Here is a 17,097-nt window from a genome sequence, read left to right as displayed (position 1 = left end):
AGTTCTAGCCTAGGACAGTATCTACATCATCTAACCTTCTGATAACATGCCCTCTCCTAGTACTAAGACTCTATCCATTTGCCTAGCTAATTGCTGATCATGAGTCACAATAACCAAAGCAGTGTTCCTTTTTCTATTCAACTCCAGCATTAACTCAAAAACTTTTGTAGCAGTAGTCTGATCCAAGTTCCCTGTAGGCTCATCAGCCAGGACACAATAGGGTTGGTGCACCAAGGCCCGAGCTATTGCAACCCTTTGCCGCTCTCCTCCGGAAAGCTGTGCAGGTTTATGAGTTTTTCTTTCTTTAAGCCCCACGTCATCTAGCATTTTACTCGCTTCCGCCTCTGCATCCTTCACTGGAATATTTGCTAGTAGTAGAGGCATGGAAACATTTTCAAGCGCAGTAAATTCCGGTAACAAATGATGAAATTGATAGATAAATCCCAAACCTTGATTACGTAATTTACAACGTTGTTTTTCATTTATCTTTTGCCAATTTGTATCCTTTATCCATACATCTCCGGTTGTGGGTTTGTCCAATCCACCCAACAAATGCAGTAAAGTACTTTTCCCAGAGCCAGAAGGACCAATAATTGCCAAACGCTCGCCTTTACCTATGGATAAGTCAATCCCGCGTAATACATTCACTTTAGAGGCACCGTCGCTGTAGGACTTACATAATTTATTAGCACTTAAAATAATATCACTCATAATGCAAAGCCTCCGCAATCACTGTTTTTGAGGCCCGCCATGCAGGATAAATTGTTGCAAAAAAACTCATTAATAATGCCATAACGCAAACTTTCCATAGATCGCTAAATAGAATTTTAGAGGGCAAATAATCAACGAAATAAATACTGGATGATAAGACTTTAACATGAAACCAGGACTGAAGATGATTCACTATTGTGGTCGCATTCTCTGCCAATATTAAACCACCAATCAAGCCAAAAATTGTACCTACTATTCCCACCATCATCCCTTGAACAATGAATGTCCACAAAATGGTAGAAGGTGTGGCACCAATAGTCCTTAATATAGCAATTTCTGCTTGTTTGTCATTAACAACCATTACCAGAGAAGAGACTAGATTAAACGCTGCTACGGCGATAATCAGTAATAGAATCATAAACATCATTGTTTTTTCCATTTTAACTGCTTGGAAAAACGCCCCATATTGCTGTGTCCAATTACCCACCTGATACTCATCACCTAATAATTGAGATAATCGAGAAGTTAATTCAGGTGCTTGATAGACGTTGTCTATTTTCATCTTGATCCCAGTTACTTCATCGCCCATCTGTAATAACTTTTGGGCATCTCCCATATTGATGAAGGCCAATTTGGTATCAAAATTAAATCCACTTCCAGCAGAAAATACCCCTACTACAGTGAACCGCTTAAAACGAGGAATCATTCCGGCAGGAGTAACCGTTGCCTGAGGAATCATGACGGTAACTTTATCTCCAATCATGGTTCCCATATTATCTGCAAGCCCTTTACCCAAAATAATGCCAAAATCCTTTAAATTACTTAGATTTCCAGCCAACAGTTTTTTTTGTAAATGGCTCATTTTTTCTTCTTTGTCAGGTAATACCCCAGTTAAAACAATAGGATACACCTGCCCCTCATGAACCATTAATCCTTGCCCACCAACATAGGGTGCCAGTGCTTTGATTTCGGGAACCGTTTGAATTTTTTTAGCCACATCAGGCCAATCACTGAGCCGTTCATTGGGTCCAGAAACCGTAATTTCAGGAGCCATTCCGAAAAATCGATTATGTATTTGCTGATCAAATCCATTCATTACCGATAAGACTGTAATAAGAACCATCACCCCTATGCCAATACCTAGCATCGAACTAAGCGAAATAAAAGAGACAAAATGATTTTTCTTTCTAGAACGCGTATAGCGTAACCCCATAAAAAGGGCTAATGGTTTATACATGTTTGCTTTTATTTTTAGTTAAAGTCTTATTGTAGAGAAAAAATCATCCAAGCGATACACCTTATACGGAGTTCTGCCATTATTATTTCTTCATCAGTTAACTCACACAGTTATCCACAGAATTTGTGGATATTTTACCGAGAAACGCGAAATTTGAATTGATTCTATGAACAAGAATAAGATGAAGATGCCCCCTAACTCCACTGGACACTCATATAAATGAGCCCGAAATAAGGGCTCTTCGAGGGCAAAATGACAATGATGGTCTAGGATTGAGGTTTTACTTCAACAACAAGCTTCGAACTAATTAAAAAACATGCTCTTTGTCTTTAACTGTCAATGTAAGCCCTACATAATCATTCATCCAGTAGAACGAAGCCCAAATTTGGGCTCATTAGTATGAAGCAACAGGTTACGTCTTAAGGCCGACTTTGAGCTCTCCTTACTGAGGGTTCCGTTTTGGGATTGAGTTTGGTGGAGAATAGACGGTTTGAGTTTAAGACTTTAGATTGAAGATCTATGGGTCGAAGAGATAAATTAAATACCCCTGGATTATCTGGATCTTCTTTACCAGCCCCCTGCGGTGATAGCTCCTTGACGACACGCCATACTGCCTGTTTGATCGGATGAATCTCGTCCCATGAACGACCAAATGGCCGATAATAAATCAACGAGTTACCTCCTTCAACAATGAACTTGGATCTATTAAAAAGTATGTATGGTATCCAAATAAAGCAATATCCTTCACTCTTAGTTGTTTCATCAGGTTTCGTAAAAAGCATTCAGTCAAAAAATTGACAATGATGATTGCAAAATGCACGCTTCCTCAATTAATATTATCTACTGCTACTACGCTTATCGGAGTTGGATAACAAAACCTCGATGGTGCAAAAAATCTAATTTTAACAGAAGGAATATTATGGCCTCCGAAAGGAATGTAAGAAAAATCCTCTTTAGCGATAAAATCACTGCTTTAGTTAATAAACCCGATGTGCATCTTGATGAGGTCGATGCTATGTTAGGTGAAGAACTTAGCTCAACTCCATCTGGAGGCGCTCTTGAACAACTCACTGAATTCATTCATCTTGTTTCTTTTATTAAAGCAAAACGTTTTTCTGATCCAATTCTGGCCCTACGTGTATTTACTGATAAAAATACAAACTTGGAAACACGAACAGCTCTAGTACACGCAATGAGGTTCGCACCTAAAGAGGATGATAAGATTTATGACCTCATTAGTTTTTTAGCGCAAAAAGACAAGCTTGTTCGTTATACTGAACTAAGCCGCATTGCTCCGGTTCGTTTTGCTATGGATAGAGGATATTCTGAGCCTGCATCTATGGAAGAATACAGTGAGTGGTATTTAATTTTTGATTTGTTTGGGCTTTGTAAATGCCTTCCTCACAAATTAATTCCGTTGCTAGCAGAATTATTAATAGAGGCCAATCCTTCAGTGGAAGATCTTCTCGCTCTTAGCACTTTTTTTAAATTCATCTACAAATTGGGTTTATTACAAAAAGAACTAATAGAACCCATGTTGCCTCAGCTAAGATATAAAACCAGTATCGAGAATCTTCAATCCCATCTGAGTTATTTACGGGATAATGGTTTGCTGAATCTTAATATTTTAGAACACACCTTACCTTTATTACATCAAGAAAACGCGGTTAAAAATTTTTTTGCTATTTATCTTAACGAACTGCAATCCTTGGATTATCAAGAAACATTAAAAAATTTAAATCTATATTGCCAACTGTCTCTGCATGACAAAGCCAGTTATGATGATGAAGTCCCCACAAATACTCCCTTACATCAGGCTATTATTGAACGCGCTCCATTTAAGCTGCAACAGGCATTGAGTTTAAGCAATTCAAATTTTCTTTTAGCAACTTCTTATGAAAATACAGCGCTATTATTGGCATGCAAACTGGCAGATAAAGAAGCGGCAAAACATATATTGAAAAAAATGCGTGAATTAGGTTGTACAGTAAATCACACCGACTCTCAAGGAATGACGGCACTTCATTGGGCCAAATTTTACCACTTTGATGATTTAAGTAGAGATCTGATTGCCGCCGGTGCCAAAGAAGAATTAAAAGCAGCCAATGGCAAAAAATGTGACTATTTTGCAAAACATCAATTTACTCTGAATGATTTTAAAATAGAAGGTCGTGAAATTATCGAGGATTTTTTCAAATTAACGAATAGGGTTTTGACTGATATCGCCTTCCATGCAGATAAAATTGCCTTAAATTTAAAATTAACCACATCAGAAGAAGTGATGTCTTTGTATCAACGTGATGAAGGAGCTAAGATTCGTTCATCCAATCGTTTCTATTTATTTTTTAAGACATTCCGTCCTCGATTAATTGAATGGCTAGAACGGCAAAGTGAGCTGGATCTTCAGTCCGATCAAGCAACAGTTGCACAAAGATCCATTCCTGGTTAAATAAAAATTGTAACTCGGGCTCCAAGGAGATACTCGGTAGTATTATTTTTATAAACTACCAGTTATCCTATATCACTAATATGTAAAACCTGCTCACAGGTAAGGTAATTTGTATGAATCCTAGCTCTTGGTACTACCCCTCGCTCATTGCTTTGTTTCTTTATGGTGCCTGGGGATATTGGGGTACAAGAGCATCAAGTTTTATTAATCCTCTATCCATCACTTTTTATTCAAGCATAGGCGTATTAATTTCCGGCATCATCGCATTGGTATTACTTGATTTTAAATTGGATCTTTGTCCTAAAGGAAGCACCTATGGGCTATTGAATGGTTTAGCCAGTGGTATTGCCTGCATTTTTTTCATTTTGGCGCTACGTAATGGGCCTACGATGCCGGTGGTACTTGTCACCTCAATGTATCCTATGATCACACTACTACTCAGCGTTGTGTTTCTTAAACAAGGATTAACATTAAAACATGGATTGGGTATGGTCTTTGCAATTCTTGCTTTGATCTTATTTGCTTCAGAATGATTGGTGATTGGTGCCCAGGGCCGGAATCGAACCGGCATGGAGTTTCCTCCGAGGGATTTTAAGTCCCTTGCGTCTACCTGTTTCGCCACCTGGGCATTTGATTTTGGAGGCTGAGGCCGGAATCGAACCGGCGTCCACGGCTTTGCAGGCCGCTGCATGACCACTCTGCCACACAGCCTCATTAATACTTCTTCTTTAAGCTCTAAAAAAAAAGCGACTTTTTTTGTCGCTTTAATTTGGAGCGGGAAACGAGACTCGAACTCGCGACCCCAACCTTGGCAAGGTTGTGCTCTACCAACTGAGCTATTCCCGCGTCTCTACGGGGTGTGATTCTACCGAAATTTAACACCCTGTCAATAATAAAATTAATTTTTTTTCGTTAATTCTGGCCATGCAATGGCCAAGTAAATAATCATCGACCAAATCGTTAAAATAGCTGCCACATAAAGAAGGACAAAACCAAAAATTCCTCCCCAAGTGTCTAAGGAATTAAATGCTAATAATAAAATCAAAGCGATCATTTGCAGAAAAGTTTTTATCTTTCCCACATATCCTACGGTAACACTTGCACGTCGACCAATTTCAGCCATCCACTCCCGTAACGCTGAAATAACAATTTCACGGCCCACAATCACAATCGCCGGAATAGTAATATAATTAATTTCTTTAGCTCCTACTAACAACAATAAACTCGTAGAGACCAGTAACTTGTCGGCGACAGGATCAAGAAAAGCACCAAAAGGAGACATCATTTTGAGCTTACGCGCCAAATATCCATCCAACCAATCAGTAAAGCTTGCTGCAGCAAAAATGCATGCCGCCAGCATATGTGCGAAAGAAAACGGTAAATAAAATACAATAACAAATACTGGTATCAAAACGATACGCAGTAAAGTTAATAAATTTGGCAAACTGGTTAATGTACTCAACGCTTGATACTCCCTTTACATAAGACGAAATAAAGCAACCCCCATCCTTTGAGTAGTCCAAAAATAAAATATAGCCTCAGCGAATTTGAGCTTACGAATTCTGGCTCGTTACTTTATTTCCTCACCCCGACTACAGACAACTGTATGTGTTTAACTACTCTTCGATAAATTTAAAAAATTTGCTATTTGTTCATAATCATCAAATACAACCACTGCACCGGCAGCCCTAAGTGCAGCCTCTTCTTGTTGATGATAAATATCTATTCCTACCGCAGTAACTTGAACACCTTTTGCCATTTCCATATCAGTAAGCGAATCGCCTATCATTAACGTGGTAGCTGCAGTCCCACCGTGCTCTTCAATAATTTCTTCCAACATTTGTGGACAAGGTTTAGCGGGAACCTGTCCTGCAGAGCGGGTTATTTTAAATATCTTATCAAGACCCGTAGTCTGCAAGGCGCGCAACAAGGATTGTTGTCCCTTATTGGTTGCAATCGCCAGTGTTATCTTAGCCTCATGCAATTTATAGATCAGTTCACGCACTCCAGGCATCAGACATACATCAGTTGATCGAGAATGCATCGCTAATTGTACAGCCTGTAATAACTGTTGATGTTGTGTTGTCGTCAAATGGGGATATGTTTTCCGCAAAGCTTGTACTAAACCCAACTCAACATATTTTCTCGCCTGGTAAGGATCAAAATTACCAAATCCCAGCAAATTCGCTTCTGTAGCAACTATATGTAAAACGATTCCTAAAGTATCCGCAATAGTACCTTCCCAGTCAAATACTACTAAATCATATGGATTGCTCATTGCTCACTACGCTCCTCGCACGTAACTGTTTTAGTGCGGTAGAAAAATGGTTATCTGCATCAGCTTGAAACAAATGCCTTGTACCATTCAATTCAAATTGAATGGATCGCGCATGTAAAAAAAGACGATGATGCTGATTATCTATCCCTTCTATTTCTCCTGCAAGTGATCCATATTTTTTATCGCCAACGATAACATGTCCTAAATGGGCGCTATGCACACGAATCTGATGTGTGCGTCCAGTTTTAGGACTAGCCTCAACCCAACAGGCCTGCTGATAGTTTTCCAGAAGCTTAAATCCTGTTTCTGAAGCTTTCCCTTCTTCTTTAACCGAAACAATACGTTCACCTGATTTTAAAATATTTTTTTCAAGTGCGGCACGAACAGTCACTTGCTTTTTACCTTCCCAGCGATGGGTCAGTAATGCCCAATAAGTCTTTTGTACCTCACGTGACTCAAGTAATGCATGCATTGCTCTTAAAGTACTCCTTTTTTTGGCTAATAAAAGACAACCTGAAGTTTCTTTATCAAGACGATGAATCAATTCTAAATAAGCTAAATCTTGTCTTGTTTTTCTCAATGCTTCGATCACACCCAGACTCAAACCACTTCCACCATGAACAGCGATACCTGCCGGCTTATTAAGAACCAAGAAACAAGAATCTTCAAAAATAATGCATTCATTTAGCCGTTTTGCCAAGGCATCACCTACAAACACCTCTTTTGATTCTGACAGGCGAATTGGAGGAATACGAACACTATCGCCCGCATACAATCTTGAATTAGCTTGTGCTCTTTTTTTATTAACTCGAACCTCACCACCACGAATAATTCTATAGATATGGCTTTTAGGAACACCTTTCAAAATACGAATCAGGTAATTATCTAGACGTTGTCCTTCTTCTTCATTACTGATTTCTTTATAACTAACTTCACTCATTGTCAATAAACCTGTTTGCTGGGCGTGATTTTTTTGGTATGATCGCCTGTAGCGTGGGAAAATTTCCATGCAACCGAATTATAACGCATTTAAATAAAAAAAGCGTGACTATTTACTTTAAGTATATGCTGAACATTAAGGAAATTGGGTCTTGACCCACCCTAAATGAGTGATTTACTTGTTAAATTATAGTTACATAAGAAATAGCGCTTCCATTTAAGCAGATATAAGGAAGCGACCCAATGCCAGAGATAAATTGAGCATATTTTTGACAGAAACCTACGCATGCCAGACATGCTTTATACCGATTACGAATTATTTCAGGGCTTTCGCACGCCTTTGGCTTCATATTTCAACCCGTTTGATTTGTAACCAGTATATTTCAGAGCATGCACCTATCCTTAGACCTCTTTCGAAACTCGCTGCAGGGAGACACTTGCTCGGGAAAACGAAGCACCGGACCGGAGCGTACTCCTCAGTACACGAAGATTCGAGCACCGTACCGACGACGCCGTTCTCCTCTGCAGTAGCGTTTCAAAAGAGGTCTATTGAACAGGGAACCTGCGTAAAGTCTGTTTACAAGGCCATGGGTTCGCTTAAAGATCACATCGCTTATCGTTCAATTCCAGGTGCTACTGACCCATTACCTTCTTGCGGTGAAACTCCAGGGTTTTCAAATATTGCAACAAAGCATACAAATGTGTGCATCGTAGCACAGAAAATCCAGATCTCCACCCAAAACGTAGAAATGTCAGTATATCCAATTGAACCTCTGAGGTATTTTGAGCCTTATACTATCTGAACTTAAATGACGGCGCCCTAATATGGGGTAATAGATGGAAAAAATGTTAATCAATGCGATGCAAACTGAAGAAGTTCGTGTTGCACTTATTAAAGATCGTTATTTATTTGACCTGGATATTGAATGTCCTGGTGAAGTGAAGAAAAAGGGTAATATTTATAAAGCAACCGTTACCCGACGGGAGCCAAGTCTCGATGCCGTTTTTGTAGAATACGGCTCTAAACGTCAAGGTTTCTTGCCACTTAAAGAAATTGCACCTGAATATTTAAGCAGAAATCCTGAAGATTTTGGCGATGAAAAGCCACCAATTACTTCATTAATTCGTGAAGGCCAGGAATTATTAGTTCAAGTAGATAAAGAAGAGCGTGGTAGCAAAGGTGCCGCACTCACCACCTATATCACCTTAGCAGGTTGCTATTTAGTTCTAATGCCAAACAATCCTCGCTCTGGCGGTATCTCCAGACGCATCGAGGGAGAAGAGCGTGATGAATTACGTGAAACACTTAACGCATTGACTCTTCCAGAAGATATGGGACTTATCATCCGCACAGCTGGCGTTGGCAAAAGCCAAGAAGAGTTGCAAGATGACCTGGATATGCTATGCAATCAATGGCAATCAATCAAACAGGCTTATAACACAGAACTTGCTCCTTGCTTGATTCACCAAGAAGGTGATGTCATCATTCGTTCCATTCGGGATAACTTACGCAAGTCAATCAGCGAAATCATCATTGATGATCAGATTTCCTATATTAAAGCCAAACAATATATTGAGCGAGTGAAGCCTGAATTCTTACCTAATTTGAAGCTTTACAACAGCAGTGTCCCCTTGTTTAATTTCTATCAAATTGAAAGCCAAATAGAAACGGCATATCAACGTCAAGTGATGTTGCCTTCTGGAGGTGCTTTAGTGATTGACCGCACCGAAGCTCTGGTTTCAATTGATGTGAACTCAGCCAAAGCAACAGGTGGAGCAGATATCGAAGCAACTGCCTTCAATACTAATATTGAAGCAGCTGATGAAATTGCACGTCAATTACGTCTACGTGATTTGGGTGGTCTGGTCGTTATCGATTTTATCGATATGAGTTCCAGTAAGAATCAACGTGACGTGGAAAATCGCTTGAAAGAAGCGTTACAAGCAGATAGAGCTCGGATTCAGGTTGGACGTATTTCTCGCTTTGGTCTATTAGAAATGTCTCGTCAACGCCTAAGATTATCATTAGGTGAAAGCGCTCAAGAAGTTTGCCCACGTTGTGAAGGACGGGGTACTGTTCGTAACATTCAGTCTCATGGACTCTCCATTACACGTCTTATCGAAGAAGAAGCATTAAAGGAAAAGACAGCTGAGATACAAGTACAACTTCCTGCAGAAATGGCAACGTTCATCATAAATGAGAAGCGTAATTTCATTAAGGACATTGAAAAAAGACATGGCGTTTCAGTAATCATTATCGCTAATCCTTATATGCACTTACCACAGTATACGATCACGCGCCTTAAAGAGGATAATGTAGGCAAGTCTAAAAAGCCCAGTTATTCTTTAATTCAACAGCCTGAATTACACGTTGCTGCGAGTGAGACAGAAGCTTCTTTACGTGATGAACCTGCAGTCAAGCCATTTACGGAACATCAACCCGCAAAAAGTGGCCAAAACAGTTTCATCAAACGTTTATGGTCAAGCTTATTTGGTGGACATACAGACTCTTCAGCTGCAGTGCCGCAAAGTCAAGCTAAGAAAATGCCAGGCCGTAATCAACCTCAAGCAAAATCGTCTAGAAGCTCCGGGGATAGAAGATCGCAAAACCGACGACGTCGGCCTAGCGGTAATCAACAACAGCGAGCCAATACAGGCAACAGTTCTCCTTCAAACCAGAATCGTAGAAAAACGGGTCAGCAACAGCAAGGAAATATCAAGGCCAATGCTGCCAAAGGAGAAAGCAATAAAAAAAGAGAACCAGCAATAAAGGAATAAAGTTAAACAATGTCGCCCGGGTGAAGGATAAGCCCTAACCCGGGAAATCATTACCAAAAAAACGAGTTTCACTTTCTATCTCCTCACCTCTAAATTCTAATTTGCCTGATAATCCCAGAAAATGAGTTAAGCACATGATAATTAATAAAAATATAATGTAACTCTCTGCAAGATATGTTAGAGTTCCCCAACTTTTTTATTCATTTTTAAAAATGATGTCTTTATATAAACTTATTGCGAACCACCTTAGCCAATCCGGTTTTCTTTACGAAGACCAGCAACTACATCAAACGGATATCATTGAATACATGGTGCTCGAATCAGCAGGTGCATTACATCCGTTACAAGGTCAACCTCTGAAATGTGTTTTTCGTGCAGGCCATACAAGTAATATTCGTTTTCAAGATGGTAAAAAGCATTCATCTCTGGAGTTCGGCCTTACTGTTAATTTTAAAAAGCCTTCATTTAGCGAAGAAGAACAAACACGTTTTATTCAAATTGTTAGAGGGATTGAACATAAATATCCAGAGAGTACTTTTGATAGTGAACATCATTGTTATAATACTTATAGGACACTGTATGCGGTTATTCTTCCAGACGAAAATATTGAAGATGCAATCAAATCCTCTTCTTTGTTTGTGGCAGCCGGTAACTTATTAGAACTTGATTTAGAATCACTTCTATTACTGAGAAAAAAACTTAAGCTTTATAAAATTGCTGATAATAATCTCTCCGTTCTAACAGACCGCTTAGTTGAAAAAGTTAATACCCATTTAACGGAGCATTTTGATCCAGCTTTGATTCAACAGACCTTACCTGAAGTAAAAAGAAAATTTTCAGCCATGCTGGCTATTACAAGAGAAGAACATAGGTTTAATCAGTTGCTGCATATGCTCAATTATAAATTGTATGAGCTGATTGATAAAGGAACGAAAACCTATGAATCTACCCTTTCCGATGAGCAGTACACTTTTGATAATTTTAGATTTGACCCAAATTACTCAATGGTAGCACCTATTGCCCAATTATTACGCACTTCCTTGGGTAATGCAGGTACTAATTTTTTCAATAATCCTATGTCACAAAACAGTCTTAACGAGTTCAAGACAACGTGTGAAAACGCCATAAAAGGTGCAAAAGACGAGTTTGCCAAATTTCGCGGTTGGGCCAAATGGTATAACGAATTGAATCCTATATTGAAATCAATCATTGTTTGTATAAAAACAATAGGTGGAATTATAGCTGGTTTAACTTTTGTTCCAGGACTATTGACAGAAATTTATTCTGAACAGGGGTATATAGGAACGTTTTTTAATACTAAAACAGACTCCCTCAAACAATTAGAAACCTTTGAAGATAAGCTTCTTTCTAAAGGTGGTATTTTTGCTGAACTAGATAAAGAAATTCCCCATTTAGGAATGACACGAGGTTAAGCTTATTCCCCCATACCAGCTTCTTCGACGTATCCCAGAGAGTTTTCACCTACATACTGTATGCTGTCTCACTCTACGTACCGCGCTTTATGCGCGGTATCCAGAACTTTGTTTTAAATAAGCACTTAAGAATATCTAAAAGATCATTCCAGATAAATTATAGAAAAACACTCTTAACTTCGTGTCATCACTCAATACAGGAGTTACAATCTAGATTTTTCTTGTGCTGGTATACATTAGGCAGCATAAGTCATAAACTCTTTAATAGTGCTACAGATTTTGCAGCACTGTCTGCAAAAGTTTAGCTTCCCCCGATTTGACACAACAAGGAGAGTTTTAATGATACCTGTAAAAGGCTATGCAGCTCAAAAAGGAAAAGCACCACTTGCCCCTTATTCATTTAGTCGTCGTGATGTTGGAAAAAATGATGTACTAATCGATATCCATTATTGTGGTATTTGTCATTCAGATATTCATCAGGTGAAAGATGAATGGGGGGGGTCTTTATTCCCAATGGTTCCTGGTCATGAAATTATTGGCATAGTCAGTCAAGTAGGGTCCTCCGTCAGTAAATTTAAAGTAGGAGACCATGTGGGTGTGGGGTGTTTTGTTGATTCTTGCCGACGATGCGAAAGCTGTCATGAAGGATTAGAGCAGTATTGCGAAGGAGGAATAACTTTAACCTATAACAATTATGAGCCCAATAGCAATAACCTAGCTCAAGGGGGCTATTCGACCAAAATCGTAGTTGATGAAAATTATATTCTAAGAATTCCAGAAAACTTACCTATGGATGCAGCAGCACCACTACTTTGTGCCGGAATAACGCTCTACTCGCCACTGAGACACTGGCATATTGGCCCTGGAAAACGCGTCGCTATTTTAGGCTTGGGAGGACTTGGGCATATGGGAGTCAAACTGGCTCATGCAATGGGTGCCGAAGTAAGTGTATTAAGTCATTCACGGAGTAAAGAAGAAGATGGTAAACGTATGGGGGCCGACCATTTTTTTGCTACTTCAGATTCCAACACTTTTCAAAAGTTAAAAAGCTATTTTGATCTCATTATCTGTACGGTTTCCGCCAATATTAATTGGGATGATTACATCAAACTACTCAAACGTGATGGCACTATGGTCGTTGTTGGTATTCCGGAAGAGTCTGTCCCGATTAATCCATTTCCCCTGATTGCTCAACGCAAAAACCTTGCTGGATCAATGATTGGAGGCATTAAGGAAACTCAGGAAATGCTCGATTTCTGTGGTAAACACAACATCGTATCTGATATTGAATTAATTCCTATCCAACAAGTTAATGAAGCCTATGAACGCGTCTTGAAAAGCGATGTCCGTTATCGTTTTGTTATTGATATTGCCTCTCTAGCATAACACCTCCTATTTATATCGAATCAATAATTGAGTTCGCCCTTCTCCCCCTAGGGAGAAGGTTATCGCATAAATGCGTTTTACGGTACTGCAGTAAGAGATGCCGTTCCAAATATAGCCAGAATTAAAAGAGTCAGGAAAATAATTATAAATAAAAAGAAAAGTACTTTAGCGATCCTGGCAGCTGTAGACGCAATACCACGAAAACCAAATAATCCCGCAACGATGGCGATTACCAAAAATATGAGCGCCCACTTTAACATAGTGATCTCCTTATCAGGATATTATTGTTTTTACTCTTTTGATTATAGCTTAAAAAATAAGCACAATAAGAAGAGCGCAGGAACTTGCAATATGTACTCAATCAATACGGGAGTTCCTGTCTATGGAAGTTCTTATCATGAATTGAGAAACCCCGTTATCCGCTTTGCTCCTTACGGGTTACTCGTGGTTCGCTTCAAATTGCGAAATCATAAACCTGTAGCAATAGGATTGATCCCAATATTAGGATTAATGCCGCAATCATCGAGGATTTTAAGCAAATTGTTGCCTTTTTTAGTGAGTCGCTTGATGCAGTATTCTTCAAGATAACTTTTCAAAATATATTCATAATCCGGCTGGGTTAAAATTTTAAGTATTTTTTCCGCCATCTCTAAGTGTCGCTCGTTTTCATAATTGAATGCTTGGAATAAAACACCCCCTAACATTGCCGCAATACTCGCTTTACGCACCGGATTAGCCAAATAAAAACGCTGGATGCATTCATCTATAGCTCGTTCCTTATCCCATGCGACCCATTCATTATAAAAGGTCATAGCAGGATCTGAATTTAAAAAACTGTTTTTTTCCAATCCTTGAATGGCATAAGCAACTGCTACAATGGCTTGTATATTAGCCCAAGAACAATTGCCACTAATTTGCGAACTAATGGGAATCTTTGCCACGGGTACCAAGCCTAATTGATGGTTGATTTTCTGATGGAAAAAATTTCTGGCTTGTTTTTTATAAAGAAAATTTTGTAAAAAATGAGCATTTAGCGCTTCAGGACGAGTAATTTTATAGATATTAACGCTTCCTTCCTGAAGGCTGTTTTCGCCGCGATCAATTTTAGCCCACCATTGGCCAAAGCGAATAAAGCCCATGGCATGCCCTCGACTTGCCGCTGGTAGAATTAACATAGGTACTTTTAATAAATCATCTAGCCTTTGCATGTGTTGTTCACTAAGAAAAGGCAAATGTTGATATTGTAACAGCTCTTCTGCCAGCGAAAACGCATCAATAATCACATGAGCTAATGAAAAATATTCACGTAAATGGCGTGTTGAATAACTATTGATAAAGCGTCTTAAAGCATCTCTTATTACTGCAACTGTAAACTCAAGAATGAACCCTTCATAGTCCAGTTCAATAAACTCACCTTTGGCATTAACTATATCTACATCACCTTGTAGTTCAAAACGATGTCCTACTAGTTTGGCATTAATAAAATCAAGGGCAAAATCGAGCTTCGCTCCATATTGATAGAGTAAATGTTTGAGCGTATCTTGATTACGTAATACAGGATAAACCAATATGGAAAGCCCATTGCGCGTATACGCATTGGGATCTGCGCCGTGCTCTAAAAGCAACTGCGCCAATGCAACATCATTATTATCAACAGCCCAATGTAAAGGAGTTCGTCCGGTCACATCTCCTTTATTGACATCAACCTTTCGAGCAATTAACTGTTCGGCAATTTCGATTTGACGTGTAATCGCACACTCAATTAAGGGTGTAAAACCATATTCATCAATATCATCCAACGATTCCCCTGCTCGAAGATAAGCTTCAAAATCAGGCATTCGATGGCTGATTATGTCACTTGCAATAGTCATTAATAAGGACCTCTAGGTTTAGGTGTGTTGTTAAATTTGGGCATGTTACCTAAACGCAATTGCTTTTCTTGCTCCTGATTGCGTAGTTCATTATCATACTCACGTCGGGCATCAGTATTTAAAGGTGGCTCAGGGTTTAACGGAGAGTCAACTCCATCATAACGCTGACTGTCTAACGCAGGATGTTGTAAAATATTATTTTGCAATTCCCCCTCAGGACCAGGCGCAGCTTCATAATCAGAATGTTCGCGTGCTTTCACTAACGCTATTCGTCGCTCGCCCTGCTGTTCGGCCAAACGCCTCTGTCGTTCCATTGACTTGGTTTCTGCAACCAAAAAAGAAGTACTTTTTTCTATACGAGTGGGTACGGGCAAATCCAGTGCTGTTCTTAGTAAAACATATACGGCACCAATGCCTCCATCTTTGGGCAGGGCACTATGAAAAGCAGTAACCTCTTTAATTTGCGGCAACCAGTGATTGATTAAATTCTTTAATACTGGCGGAGTATTTCTAGAACTTACGGTACCATGAGTTATGAGTAAGCAATGTTTATGCTGCTTTATCTGTTTTTGGATAAACTGCAACAAAGCGTTACGAGCTCCCTCTGATGATAAATCAGAAAGATCCAGTTTTGCCTCCCAGGCAATTTGTCCTGTTTTTAATTCATTGAAACGTTTACTAGAAACACTAGGAGTAGCATAAGATAAAATGCTGCTCGCAAGAACAGGCTCTTCAATATCATCAGTTAAATAATATTCATTTAGCATATTTTCAAAAATCCAATCGTATTAATCAAAGTATAACTTAGGTTATAAAAAGTAGGAGGATTTTTTTAGCGATCTGTTCGATCAAAATACTATGGTGGTATGATAAAGCTCCTTCTCTCACAAAGAGAGAAGGTACCGAAAAATCACTGAACTATAAATATTCTCGTTGCAAAATTTCAGCAATTTGCACTGCATTAGACGCCGCACCTTTACGAATGTTATCTGCAACAACCCATAAATTTAATCCATTTGGATGTGAAATGTCTTCGCGGATTCGCCCAACAAATACTTCATCTTTACCAACCGCATTTTTTATTGCAGTCGGATAACTTGTTTTACCTACGTTATCAACCACTTTAACGCCAGGCGCTTTAGAAAGAATTTGCCGTGCTTTTTCGGCCGTTAAAGGTTTTTTTAGTTCTAAATGAATGGCTTCGGAATGCCCATAAATGACAGGCACTCTAACTGCAGTAGGATTAACCATAATGCTGTCATCTTCCATTATTTTACGTGTTTCCCACACCATTTTCATTTCTTCACGGGTATAACCATTTTCTTCAAACTGATCGATATGCGGAATTGCATTAAAAGCGATCTGCTGCGGATAAACGTTGACATTAGCAGGTCTGCCATTTAAGAGGTCGCCTACTTGTGAAACCAATTCACTAATAGCTTTCTTTCCGGTTCCAGAAACAGATTGATAGGTCGCAACATTAATGCGTGTAATTCCTACAGCATCATACAAAGGCTTTAGAGCAACGACCATTTGGATGGTAGAGCAATTAGGGTTGGCAATAATACCTCTATTTTTATATTCAGCAATACGGTGTGCATTAACTTCTGGAACCACTAGAGGAATATCGTCTTCATAACGAAAACAAGAGCTATTATCAACAACCACACAGCCACTTGCTGCAGCCTTAGGCGCATATTCTTTAGAGACCGACCCACCTGCTGAAAATAAAGCAATATCTGCTTTGCTAAAATCAAATTCAGCGAGATCCAAAACATCCAATTGCCTGTTTTTAAATGTTACCGTTTTGCCAACTGAACGAGAACTAGCTAATGGATAAAGAGTCTTTATTGGAAACTTTCGCTCTTCCAATACGCTTAAAAACGTTTCGCCAACCGCACCAGTGACTCCAACTATGGCTACATTTAATTCTCTGCTCATTTTTGACCTCTTCTGTATTCTCAAGACCTATTAATGCGTACTCACTTCATACCATCCCCTCTCCCATTAATTGA

General features: G+C 39.2%; 15 protein-coding genes and 3 tRNA genes. 5 read left to right on the top strand and 13 right to left on the bottom strand.

Features of this window, described 5'->3' with window-relative positions; all coding sequences use genetic code 11:
* Positions 1 to 30 precede the first annotated feature (30 nt).
* From lolD to ACWTEW_RS19945, 3 genes are all read right to left on the bottom strand, one after another.
* Positions 31 to 711 carry a lipoprotein-releasing ABC transporter ATP-binding protein LolD gene (gene lolD / locus ACWTEW_RS19955; protein WP_454780256.1) on the bottom strand — a complete coding sequence of 227 codons (681 nt, stop codon included), beginning with the start codon at positions 709 to 711 and terminating at the stop codon, positions 31 to 33.
* Complete coding sequence (locus ACWTEW_RS19950; RefSeq protein ID WP_454780255.1) at positions 704 to 1,948, bottom strand: lipoprotein-releasing ABC transporter permease subunit; 1,245 nt, start codon at positions 1,946 to 1,948, stop codon at positions 704 to 706. Before ACWTEW_RS19950 ends, lolD begins: the two co-directional genes overlap by 8 nt.
* Before the next feature lie 419 nt (positions 1,949 to 2,367).
* The gene (locus ACWTEW_RS19945; RefSeq protein WP_454780254.1) at positions 2,368 to 2,619 is read right to left on the bottom strand and encodes a hypothetical protein; all 252 of its coding nucleotides are present in this window, start codon (positions 2,617 to 2,619) and stop codon (positions 2,368 to 2,370) included.
* Positions 2,620 to 2,867: 248 nt separating this feature from the next.
* On the opposite strand from ACWTEW_RS19945, the gene ankQ reads away from it, so the two are divergent.
* A complete protein-coding gene (gene ankQ / locus ACWTEW_RS19940) occupies positions 2,868 to 4,397 on the top strand; it encodes a Dot/Icm T4SS effector AnkQ/LegA10 (RefSeq protein WP_454780253.1) in 1,530 nt (509 codons plus the stop codon).
* A gap of 113 nt (positions 4,398 to 4,510) precedes the next feature.
* Positions 4,511 to 4,930 carry an EamA family transporter gene (locus ACWTEW_RS19935; RefSeq protein ID WP_454780252.1) on the top strand — a complete coding sequence of 140 codons (420 nt, stop codon included), beginning with the start codon at positions 4,511 to 4,513 and terminating at the stop codon, positions 4,928 to 4,930.
* A gap of 8 nt (positions 4,931 to 4,938) precedes the next feature.
* Here ACWTEW_RS19935 and ACWTEW_RS19930 read toward each other — a convergent pair.
* The 6 genes from ACWTEW_RS19930 to ACWTEW_RS19905 all read right to left on the bottom strand — a co-directional run bounded on the left by ACWTEW_RS19930 (position 4,939) and on the right by ACWTEW_RS19905 (position 7,615).
* Positions 4,939 to 5,025, bottom strand: a tRNA-Leu gene (locus tag ACWTEW_RS19930).
* Between the two features lie 9 nt (positions 5,026 to 5,034).
* Positions 5,035 to 5,108 (bottom strand) — tRNA-Cys (locus ACWTEW_RS19925).
* A gap of 59 nt (positions 5,109 to 5,167) precedes the next feature.
* Positions 5,168 to 5,243: transfer RNA gene (locus ACWTEW_RS19920), tRNA-Gly, on the bottom strand.
* A 52-nt stretch (positions 5,244 to 5,295) separates the two neighbouring features.
* The gene (gene pgsA / locus ACWTEW_RS19915; RefSeq protein WP_454780251.1) at positions 5,296 to 5,859 is read right to left on the bottom strand and encodes a CDP-diacylglycerol--glycerol-3-phosphate 3-phosphatidyltransferase; all 564 of its coding nucleotides are present in this window, start codon (positions 5,857 to 5,859) and stop codon (positions 5,296 to 5,298) included.
* A 150-nt stretch (positions 5,860 to 6,009) separates the two neighbouring features.
* Positions 6,010 to 6,675, bottom strand: a complete 666-nt coding sequence (locus ACWTEW_RS19910) for an HAD family hydrolase (RefSeq protein ID WP_454780250.1) — start codon at positions 6,673 to 6,675, stop codon at positions 6,010 to 6,012.
* A complete protein-coding gene (locus ACWTEW_RS19905) occupies positions 6,659 to 7,615 on the bottom strand; it encodes an RluA family pseudouridine synthase (protein ID WP_454780249.1) in 957 nt (318 codons plus the stop codon). Before ACWTEW_RS19905 ends, ACWTEW_RS19910 begins: the two co-directional genes overlap by 17 nt.
* 836 nt (positions 7,616 to 8,451) lie before the next feature.
* On the opposite strand from ACWTEW_RS19905, the gene ACWTEW_RS19900 reads away from it, so the two are divergent.
* From ACWTEW_RS19900 to ACWTEW_RS19890, 3 genes are all read left to right on the top strand, one after another.
* Entirely contained in the window at positions 8,452 to 10,392 is a 1,941-nt protein-coding gene (locus ACWTEW_RS19900) for an Rne/Rng family ribonuclease (RefSeq protein WP_454780248.1), read from the top strand.
* A gap of 212 nt (positions 10,393 to 10,604) precedes the next feature.
* Positions 10,605 to 11,825 carry a hypothetical protein gene (locus tag ACWTEW_RS19895; protein ID WP_454780247.1) on the top strand — a complete coding sequence of 407 codons (1,221 nt, stop codon included), beginning with the start codon at positions 10,605 to 10,607 and terminating at the stop codon, positions 11,823 to 11,825.
* 339 nt (positions 11,826 to 12,164) lie between these two features.
* Positions 12,165 to 13,211: an NAD(P)-dependent alcohol dehydrogenase gene (locus ACWTEW_RS19890; RefSeq protein ID WP_454780246.1), complete on the top strand. Its 1,047-nt coding sequence runs from the start codon at positions 12,165 to 12,167 to the stop codon at positions 13,209 to 13,211.
* A 77-nt stretch (positions 13,212 to 13,288) separates the two neighbouring features.
* On the opposite strand, the gene ACWTEW_RS19885 is transcribed toward ACWTEW_RS19890, so the two are convergent.
* From ACWTEW_RS19885 to ACWTEW_RS19870, 4 genes are all read right to left on the bottom strand, one after another.
* On the bottom strand, positions 13,289 to 13,471 hold the full coding sequence (locus ACWTEW_RS19885; RefSeq protein ID WP_454780245.1) for a DUF1328 domain-containing protein: 183 nt from the start codon (positions 13,469 to 13,471) through the stop codon (positions 13,289 to 13,291).
* Between the two features lie 207 nt (positions 13,472 to 13,678).
* A complete protein-coding gene (ankH, locus tag ACWTEW_RS19880; protein WP_454780244.1) occupies positions 13,679 to 15,082 on the bottom strand; it encodes a Dot/Icm T4SS effector AnkH/LegA3 in 1,404 nt (467 codons plus the stop codon).
* Entirely contained in the window at positions 15,082 to 15,849 is a 768-nt protein-coding gene (locus ACWTEW_RS19875; RefSeq protein ID WP_454780243.1) for a Smr/MutS family protein, read from the bottom strand. The genes ankH and ACWTEW_RS19875 overlap by 1 nt, the downstream gene beginning before the upstream one ends.
* Positions 15,850 to 16,000: 151 nt before the next feature.
* Complete coding sequence (locus tag ACWTEW_RS19870) at positions 16,001 to 17,023, bottom strand: aspartate-semialdehyde dehydrogenase (protein WP_454780242.1); 1,023 nt, start codon at positions 17,021 to 17,023, stop codon at positions 16,001 to 16,003.
* Positions 17,024 to 17,097: the final 74 nt, after the last annotated feature.

The organism is Legionella stuttgartensis (assembly GCF_977063405.2).
This window is presented reverse-complemented; position numbering and strand designations above follow the sequence as displayed.